At 67.3% G+C, this 8,520-nt stretch carries 6 protein-coding genes and 1 pseudogene; 2 read left to right on the forward strand and 5 right to left on the reverse strand.

Annotated elements, in window-relative coordinates; translation table 11 throughout:
- Positions 1 to 206: 206 nt before the first annotated feature.
- Positions 207 to 1,271 (reverse strand): succinyl-diaminopimelate desuccinylase, encoded by a 1,065-nt coding sequence (dapE, locus tag EET03_RS20135; RefSeq protein WP_075543154.1) that lies wholly within the window; start codon positions 1,269 to 1,271, stop codon positions 207 to 209.
- Positions 1,272 to 1,339: 68 nt separating this feature from the next.
- Between dapE and dapD the strand changes: the two genes are divergently transcribed.
- Positions 1,340 to 2,329, forward strand: a complete 990-nt coding sequence (dapD, locus tag EET03_RS20140) for a 2,3,4,5-tetrahydropyridine-2,6-dicarboxylate N-succinyltransferase (RefSeq protein ID WP_099193692.1) — start codon at positions 1,340 to 1,342, stop codon at positions 2,327 to 2,329.
- A gap of 3 nt (positions 2,330 to 2,332) precedes the next feature.
- On the opposite strand, the pseudogene EET03_RS20145 reads toward dapD, so the two are convergent.
- Positions 2,333 to 3,632, reverse strand: a pseudogene (locus EET03_RS20145) (MFS transporter).
- A gap of 670 nt (positions 3,633 to 4,302) precedes the next feature.
- Between EET03_RS20145 and EET03_RS32480 the strand changes: the two are divergent.
- Complete coding sequence (locus EET03_RS32480; RefSeq protein ID WP_279637722.1) at positions 4,303 to 4,425, forward strand: hypothetical protein; 123 nt, start codon at positions 4,303 to 4,305, stop codon at positions 4,423 to 4,425.
- A gap of 112 nt (positions 4,426 to 4,537) precedes the next feature.
- Here EET03_RS32480 and EET03_RS20155 read toward each other — a convergent pair whose 3' ends face one another.
- The 3 genes from EET03_RS20155 to EET03_RS20165 form a co-directional block, all read right to left on the reverse strand.
- The gene (locus EET03_RS20155; RefSeq protein ID WP_075543151.1) at positions 4,538 to 5,890 is read right to left on the reverse strand and encodes a cytochrome P450; all 1,353 of its coding nucleotides are present in this window, start codon (positions 5,888 to 5,890) and stop codon (positions 4,538 to 4,540) included.
- Positions 5,891 to 6,025: 135 nt separating this feature from the next.
- Entirely contained in the window at positions 6,026 to 7,453 is a 1,428-nt protein-coding gene (locus EET03_RS20160; RefSeq protein ID WP_075543150.1) for a wax ester/triacylglycerol synthase domain-containing protein, read from the reverse strand.
- Between the two features lie 157 nt (positions 7,454 to 7,610).
- Complete coding sequence (locus tag EET03_RS20165) at positions 7,611 to 8,351, reverse strand: thioesterase II family protein (RefSeq protein ID WP_208649101.1); 741 nt, start codon at positions 8,349 to 8,351, stop codon at positions 7,611 to 7,613.
- Positions 8,352 to 8,520: the final 169 nt, after the last annotated feature.

The following is an 8,520-nucleotide window of genomic DNA, read 5'->3' on the forward strand; positions in this document are numbered from 1 at the left end:
GGGCAGCTACGACGTGGTTCGCTATGCGAGGTCACCCCCACGTCGACCGGAACAAGGGATCTAAGCCGGCCCGTCAATCGGGCCGTGTCCAGCCCGCAGCTTGCGTGGCGGCGGCTAGCTGCTACGACAAACTGATCGTCACTGAGCGCCGTGGCACCATCCTGCTACGCGCCATCACCGTATGAATCAAGCAATGTGGGAATGCGCTACCCGCTCAAGTAGCGCCGCAACATGTCTACGGCCACCGTGATCTGGGCGGCCGGAACCCGCTCATCGCGCCGGTGCGCCAGGTTGGGATCACCGGGTCCGTAGTTGACCGCGGGGATGCCCAGCGCCGCGAAGCGCGACACGTCGGTCCACCCGTACTTCGCCCGGACCTGCCCACCGGCGGCCTCGACCAGTGCTTTAGCGGCCGGCTCCGACAGCCCGGGCAGTGCGCCCGGGGCGGCGTCGGTCTGCTCGATCTGCACGCCGAGCCCGTCGAACACCTGGTGGACATGTTGCAGGGCCGCGGCCACCGACCGGTCGGGCGCAAAGCGGTAGTTCACCGTGACCGAGGCGCGATCGGGAATCACGTTGCCGGCCACGCCGCCGTCGACACGCACCGCCGACAATCCCTCGCGGTAGGTGCAACCGTCGATGTCGACGCTGCGGGCCTGGTATCGCGCCAGCCGGTCCAGGACCCCGCCCAGTTTATGAATTGCGTTGTCGCCCAACCAGGGACGCGCCGAATGGGCCCGGATTCCGGCGGCGCTGATCACGACGCGCAGCGTACCCTGGCAGCCGGCCTCGATATAGCCGGCGGTCGGCTCGCCGAGGATGGCCACGTCGGCCGACAACCAGTCCCGCAGCTCATTTTCGATGCGGCCCAAACCGTTTGCCGCAACCTCGATTTCCTCGCAGTCGTAGAACACCAGCGTCAGGTCGTGCACCGGATCGGCTACGGTGGCGGCCAAATGGAGGAAAGCCGCGTCACCGGACTTCATGTCGGCGGCGCCGCAGCCGTACAGGTCGCCATTGTCGAGCCGGCTGGGCAGGTTGCCGGCAGGCGGCACGGTGTCGAGGTGTCCGGCCAACAGCACCCGTGACGGCCGGTTGCGGCTGGTGCGCGCCAGCACGGCGTTGCCGTTGCGAGTGATCTCGAAGCCGGTTGTCTGGGCCCGCAGCGCGGCCTCCACCTCGTCGGCGATGCGGGCCTCGTTGCGCGACTCGCTGGGGATATCGACCAGCGCCGCGGTCAATTCGATCGGATCCCCGTGTAAGTCCAGCACAGCGACCAGGGTAGTGGGTCGCCCCTTGCGGCGAGCAGACACCGAATCGCATTCCCGGGCGCCCCGGGATGCGATTCGGTGTCTGCTCGCGCCAGCAAGTAGCGTGTCGAGGCGTGACTGGAGCAGCAGGCATCGGCCTGGCGACCCTTGCCGCCGACGGATCGGTCCTCGACACCTGGTTCCCCGCACCGGAGCTCACGGAATCGAATAGCAGCGGAACCTCCCGGCTGGCGCTGTCCGACATTCCCCCCGAGCTGGTCGCACTGGTCGGCCGCGACGACGATCGCGGCACCGAAGTCGTCGCGGTCCGCACCGTCATCGGCTCGCTGGACGATGTCGCCGCCGACGCGTACGACGCCTACCTTCGGCTCCATCTGCTGTCGCATCGATTGGTGGCGCCGCACGGGCTGAACGCCGGCGGCTTGTTCGGGGTGTTGACGAATGTGGTGTGGACCAATCGCGGACCGTGCGCCATCGAGGGTTTCGAGGCGGTGCGGGCCCGGCTGCGCCGCCACGGTCCGGTCACGGTTTACGGCGTCGACAAGTTCCCGCGGATGGTCGACTACGTCCTGCCCACCGGGGTGCGCATCGCCGACGCCGACCGGGTGCGGCTGGGCGCCCACCTGGCGCCGGGCACCACCGTGATGCACGAGGGCTTCGTCAACTACAACGCCGGAACCCTGGGCGCCTCAATGGTCGAGGGCCGCATCTCGGCGGGCGTGGTAGTGGGCGACGGCTCCGACATCGGCGGCGGAGCGTCGATCATGGGGACCCTGTCCGGGGGTGGCACCCAGGTCATTTCGATCGGCAGACGCTGCCTGCTCGGCGCCAACGCCGGGCTGGGCATCTCCCTGGGCGACGACTGCGTGGTGGAGGCCGGTCTCTACCTCACCGCGGGCACCAAGGTCACCACGGCGGACGGCACGCCGGTCAAGGCGCGCGAACTTTCCGGCCGCAGCAACCTGCTGTTCCGCCGCAATTCGGTGACCGGGGCCGTCGAGGTGGTAGCCCGCGACCGGGAAGGCATCACACTCAACGAGGATCTGCACGCCAACTAACCCTCAAGTAAGCGAGCCGAACGCGGTGCCCGTGGTTTCGGGAAGCAGAGTTTCGGGAAGCAGATAGGTGCAAACCAGGCTGACCACCGCCAGAGCGGCCATCATCACGCCGACCGCCCAGCTGCCGTAGACGGCCACCAGGGTGCCGGCGACCAAGGGCGGCACCGCCCCCCCCGGCAATGCCGGCGAGGTTGATCGACAGGGCCGTGCCGGTGTAGCGGTAGCGGGTGGCGAACAGTTCGGGGATCAGTGCGACGACGGGTCCGAAACCAGCCGCCGCGATGGCGTAAACGCCCAGGATGGCGACCGCGAACCAGGTGCGATCGCCGGAATCGATAAGCGACATCACCACCAGCGACCACGGGAGACCCGCTGCCCACCCGACCAGCATGAGGCGCCGGCGCCCGAACCGGTCGCACAGCGCCGCCGTCGTCGACGCGAACACGATGCAGGTCAGCCCGCCCAGCACCCCGACCAGCAGGATGAAGTCGCGGGAATAGCCCAGGCGGGTTTGCGCGTACGAGGGAAGGTAGGTGCTGGCCAGATACAGGTCGCCGAAGACCGCGAGCACACAACCCGCAGCCAGGACCAGTTCGCGGCGCTGCCGGCGCAGCACTTCCGCCAACGGAGCGGGGCTATCGGTTGCTTTCCCAGCGTCAGTCCTGGCCATCTCGGTGGCGAAGACCGGGGTCTCGCTGATCTTCAGGCGCACAAACAAGGCGATGACCACCAGCACCGCACTCAGCAGGAACGGGATACGCCATCCCCAATGCATGAAAGCGGAGCTGTCGGCTCCGACGGTGTAGTTCACCACCAAGAAGGTGAGGCCGCTGAGCACCAGTGCGATGCCGCCGCCGATCGCGGTGAACATCCCGTAATAGCCGCGTTTGTGCGCGGGCGCTGACTCGGCGCTCAACAGCGCCGATCCGGCCCATTCACCGCCGGCGGCGAAACCCTGCAGCAGGCGCAGCAGTATCAGGATCAGTGGGGCTAGCACCCCGATGGTGGCCGTCGCCGGAACAACGCCGACGGTGACCGTCGCCATGGCCATGATCAGCAACGTCGCGACCAGGGTTTTCTTACGGCCCAGTCGGTCCCCGAAATGTCCGAACACCGCCGCACCGAGCGGCCGCGACAGAAACGCCGTGGCGAATGTCCCCATCGAGGCGACGGTGGCCATCGTAGGGCCGAGACCGGGGTAGAACACCGAGGGAAACACCAGCGCGGCCGCGGTGCCGTAAATGTAGAAGTCGCAGTGCTCGACCGCTGAGCCGACGACGCAGGCAAGCGCCACCCTTCTCATCGGCGTTACCAGCGGACTGGGCTTACCCGTCCCGATGCCGGCCACTGCGCCGCCGGCCGTCTCCGCGGCTCCATACACGGCGATCACGATAGGCCATGAAGCCGACCGGATTCCGTTCCAGCGCCGTGAATGTACTGCCAACATGCTGAGCAATACCGAGCATGCGGATGGTCACGAGCTCGCGGATCGCTATCCGGCCTGACGAAACCCGTTGCGCCCCAGGCTGAGCCTCGTCCGGTGCGCGACGATCGTCACATTAAGCAACCATAGTTGACAATAAGGGCGCGTGGCCCTACCGCCATATTGTCAACCATGTATGACAGCCAGGCGCCGGGGCGGACTCGACGACATGGCAACGGGTTTCCAGCAGACCCGGTTCATTCAGCGTCGACAACGCGGGCTTTTCGAGCCGAACAGGCTCATACCGAACCGAAGGGAGTTCGACATGTCAACCATTCGCATCTTGTCGGCGGGTGTCCTGTGCGCCCTTGGCCTTTCGCTCGCGGGGACGTTTGCCGGACCCGCTATAGCGTCGGCCGCCCCCGGGCAGCCTGTCGCGGGTCCGATGGATCCGGGCGGGGCTCCGATGAACTCGGTCGCGGGCCCGCTTCACCCGGGCCGGGGGCCGATGAACCCCGCGTCAGGTCCGATGCGCCCGGACGTGGCTCCGATGCATCCGATGCACCCGGTGCCGCCGGTGCCGCCGCCAACCCACCCGATCTACCACTACACCGATGACTTGACCCACCCGGCTTGGTCGGTCACCCATCCGTTCGGGGCACTTGTCCCCTGATAGACCCACTGCTTTGCCCCCGGCACATCCCCCCTCCCCCGTGTGCCGGGGGCAAACCCCGTTGATCGACCGGTCGTCCGCACCGGCCCGGGCGGGCCGCACGGGCGACCGGTCACCGCCTGATGTGGTGCACGACGACCCGCCCGCCGTCTTTCGGCAGGAAGCCGAGCCCGCCCGCCCGAATCTTCTCCGGCGGTGCCGTGGTGATTTCGATGGTCAAGTGGCGCAAGATGGTTCGCAGCACCACGTTCATTTCCATCTTGGCGAACGCGGCCCCCGCACAGCGCCGGGTTCCGCCCCCGAACGGAACCCAGGCAAACGGAGACGGTTTCCCCTCGATGTAGCGTTGCGGATCGAAGCGATCAGGATTGGGGAACGTGCCGGCATCGGCGTGGCACCGCGAAATGCTGACGACGATGGAATAGCCCTCGGGAATGACGTACTCCCCCAATTGGAACGAGGGCGCGAGCACCCGGCGACCGGAGAAGTCGATCACCGACCTGGTGCGCTGCACCTCGTAGATCGCCGCATGGCGCAGCTCGTTGTCGTCGGTGTCGGCCTCCTCGACGAGCGCCGACAACACCTCAGGTTGGCGGGTCAGCCGTTCAAACACCCAGGCCAAGGTGGTTGCGGTGGTCTCGTGTCCGGCGACCAGAAGAGTGAGCAGATCGTCCCGGACGTCCTCTCGCGACATGGGTGAACCGTCGTCGTATGCGCTGCGCAGCATCAGCGAGAGAATGTCGCCGCGGTCCGCCAACTCCGAGCCCGATTGGGCGCCTGATTGGGACTTGTCGATGATTCTGTCGATGATCGTGTCGTACTTGCCCCGCCATTCCGCTAGCCGGCCCCACGGCGTGTAGCGACCATAGGTTCGGTTCGGCAGGGGCAGCGTCGACAAGCGTGAACCCCACTTCGCCCACGGCACGATGACCTGGCGCAGCTCGTCGAAGTCGTCTCCCTCGGCGCCGAACACGGCGCGCAAGATCACGTTGAGGGTGATGCGCTTCATCGCCGGCAGCGTCGGGAAGGCCGTGCCGTCGGGCCAGTCGGCGATTTCGCGCAGCGTCTCCTGCTCGACGATCCGCTCGTAATTCCGCATGTTGCTGGCGCGGAAGGGATGCGCCAGCAGCTTTCGGCGCCTGCGGTGCTCTTCGCCGTCGAGCCCGAATACCGAACCCGAGCCCAACAGCCGGCTCAAGTTCGGCTGAATGGCGCCGAGTTCGTCTGTCGTGCTGGTGAATACCTTTTTGGCCAGCCTCGGGTCGGCCACGACGACCAGGCGTCCGAACACCGGGACATCGAGCCGAAACGCACCGCCGTAGCGACGTGCCAGCTGCTCGGTAGCCCACCGCCGCGCCGCGAAGAACGCAATGCCCTGCAGGCCCTTGGGGATTATCCGCGGTGGCGCCGGCGGCAACGTGGCCGTCGTGATCGCCGGGCCGGCGGGCCCGACCGGTTCACTCATGTCGGCAATCCTGCGAGACGGTGATCGCGCGGCCGGCGGCTAGTGCGAGGGTCATGAGCGAGGGATACCCGGCGGAATACGTCTAAAACGGTTGACAGTCTTTATGAGTTTGCTATGCCCGACAGCGGATCCCGGTTACTCGATCACCCCGCTGAGATCGAACTCGGCCAGGGTACGCGCCGCCAGCTCACGCAATTGCGGCTTGGAGCAGACCTCACCGGCCTGGTAGGCGACGACGGTGATGCACATCTTGCCGCTGATCCGGACGAATACCAGCGATAGCTCGCCGTGGCGCTCGAGATGCTCCCGCATGACCCGTTGGATCACACCACCGCCGAACGCGTATTCGGCTTCGGTTCCGTCCGGGCAGGCCGCCACGGCGGCCAGATCGCCCAGACTGGAACACGCCACGGGCAGATCACCATAGCCGAACGCGGCTTCGGCCAGCCGTTTGAGCGCGCGCTTCGGGACGAACGACACCAGCGGGGCAAGCGGAAGCATCGGCGCGGCCACTTCCGGGGTTTCGCGCAAGGTGTTGAACACCTGCTTGATGGCCGCGCGGGTTTGCGACAAGTCGGTCGTCACCAGGCTCGGGTCGACACTCACGCTCACAAACGACAGCGTGTTGGCCCGGGCGTCGTCTTCGGTCCGGTCGCTGAGCGGCACCTGCAGGGTGACCGTGCCGTCACCGGCACGCCGGCGCCCCATCCGCTCGCCGAGTTTGGCCGCCAACCCGGCAGCCAGGTGGTGGCTGGTTCCGCCAAGGGCGTTGGCGCGCTCATCCCACTGATCCAGATCGACGTGGACGGCGATAGCCGGCACCACGACACGTTCGTCGCCGCAACCGCTCCCGGCGGCGACGGACCGCGACGGTGACGACGCGGTCGCAGTCGCCTCCTCGTCGCGACGACGCCGGGCCGCTCGCGCCGCCCCGGCAAGGGCCCGGCCAACCTCGGGCGCGTCCCGCACGGTTTGGCGGGCGTCCTGGGCCAGCGCCCGCAGCCGGGTCCGGGAATGCGGCGGCGGATAGCCGAGGTTGCGTGTCTTGCCGATGGCCGCCTCGGCGACCGCCAGGCCCATCCCCAGCCCGTCGATCAGGCAGTGCGACGCCACCAGGCTGATCGCGGTCGAGCCGTCCGTCAGCGGAAGGACGCCAAGGTGCCAGGCGGGCCCCCGCTCCGGATCGATCGGTTCCTGGGCCCGCTCGTCGATCCAGTCGCTGAGTTCACCACGCGGACGCGGACGCTCGGCCACATCCATGTCCGCCGGCCCCCGGTCGCAGACCCAGCGATGGCGGGCGAACGGCAGTGGCGAACGCTCGATGCGCCGCCCCAGCAATCCATGGCCGAGGTTGTGGTGGAAGCGTTTCAGTGCCTCGAAGTTGACGGGATGTTCGTATACCCACACACACTGGACGACAGCGGCCCGGTCCATGGCGTGCAGCAGCGCAAACATGGCTTGGTCCATAGACGACAGCTGATTGTCCGGCGGTACTTCGCCGATGGGTGCGTTGCCTTTCCGGAGCGTCTGCAGCGCTCGCGCCGGCCTTATCTGGACTGGCACTTGTCAGCCTCCGATCGATTGCGGGTTGTGTCGCCGGGCAAACACCCGCACCGCGTCAACGGGTCAACGCCGGCACCACGCGCCGGCCTAACCGCTTGCCGGCGATGGCCACCAGAACCCGTTTCCGGTCCTTTCCCGCTGCGCGCCGAACGCGGCATCAGACATTGGTCACGACGCGGTTGGCGACGGTGTTGGTGTGCTCGTTGATGTAGAAGTGCCCGCCGTCGAAAAACGACAACGTGAATTTGCCGTCGGTGTGGTTGGCCCACCGGTGCAGCGACCCGGCATCGACGCGGTTGTCATGGCGGCCGCCGATGACGTGGATATCGGCGCGAATGCGCACCCCGTTGCTGCAGTCGTACCGGTTGAGCGCCTCGTAGTCGCATCGCGCCGCATTGGTCAACAGCTCGGCGAACTCCTCGTCGGCCAACAGCCGGGGGTCGGTCCCGCCCATATTGGCAAGATCGGCCAGCAGTTCGGTGTCACTGGTCGGCAGCTCGGGCAGATCTGCGACCGCGGACGGTACCGGGCCGGCCGATACCCACAGCTTGCGCACCGCGATGCCGCGTTGTTCGGCAATCCGGGCGAACTCGAAAGCGACCACCGCGCCCATGCTGTGCCCGAACAGCCGCAGCGGCGCCGCCTGGTGCCAGGGGCCCGCCTGGAACAACCCGCGGGCCAGGTCGTGGATATCTCTGGGCGCCGGATGGTTCAGCCGCTCGGCCCGCTGCGGGTATTGGACGATGAACGTGTCGCCGCCGGCGGCCAGGGCCGCTGCCAATTTCCGATAGCTGGCGGCCGCCGCTCCGGCGTGCGGGAACACTACGATAGCGCCGCGGTGAGGTTGTCGTTCTGGCCCCGGCACGCGCTTGATCCAGGGCGCGAATGTGGTTGACATGCTTGTCCTTTCATCGATTGTCAGTGGGTGCCGTGTGGGGCATCGCTTGGTGGCGGCCCGGCCCTTGTTGACCGGGTCCTCCTTGGTTGTCGGTGCGCTCTGGTGTGTTCTGGGCAGCTCGCGACGGCTGCGTCACACGACATCTGATTCGGGATCGGGTGCCGCTGCG

The organism is Mycobacterium innocens, from assembly GCF_900566055.1.
Lineage (GTDB): Bacteria > Actinomycetota > Actinomycetes > Mycobacteriales > Mycobacteriaceae > Mycobacterium > Mycobacterium innocens.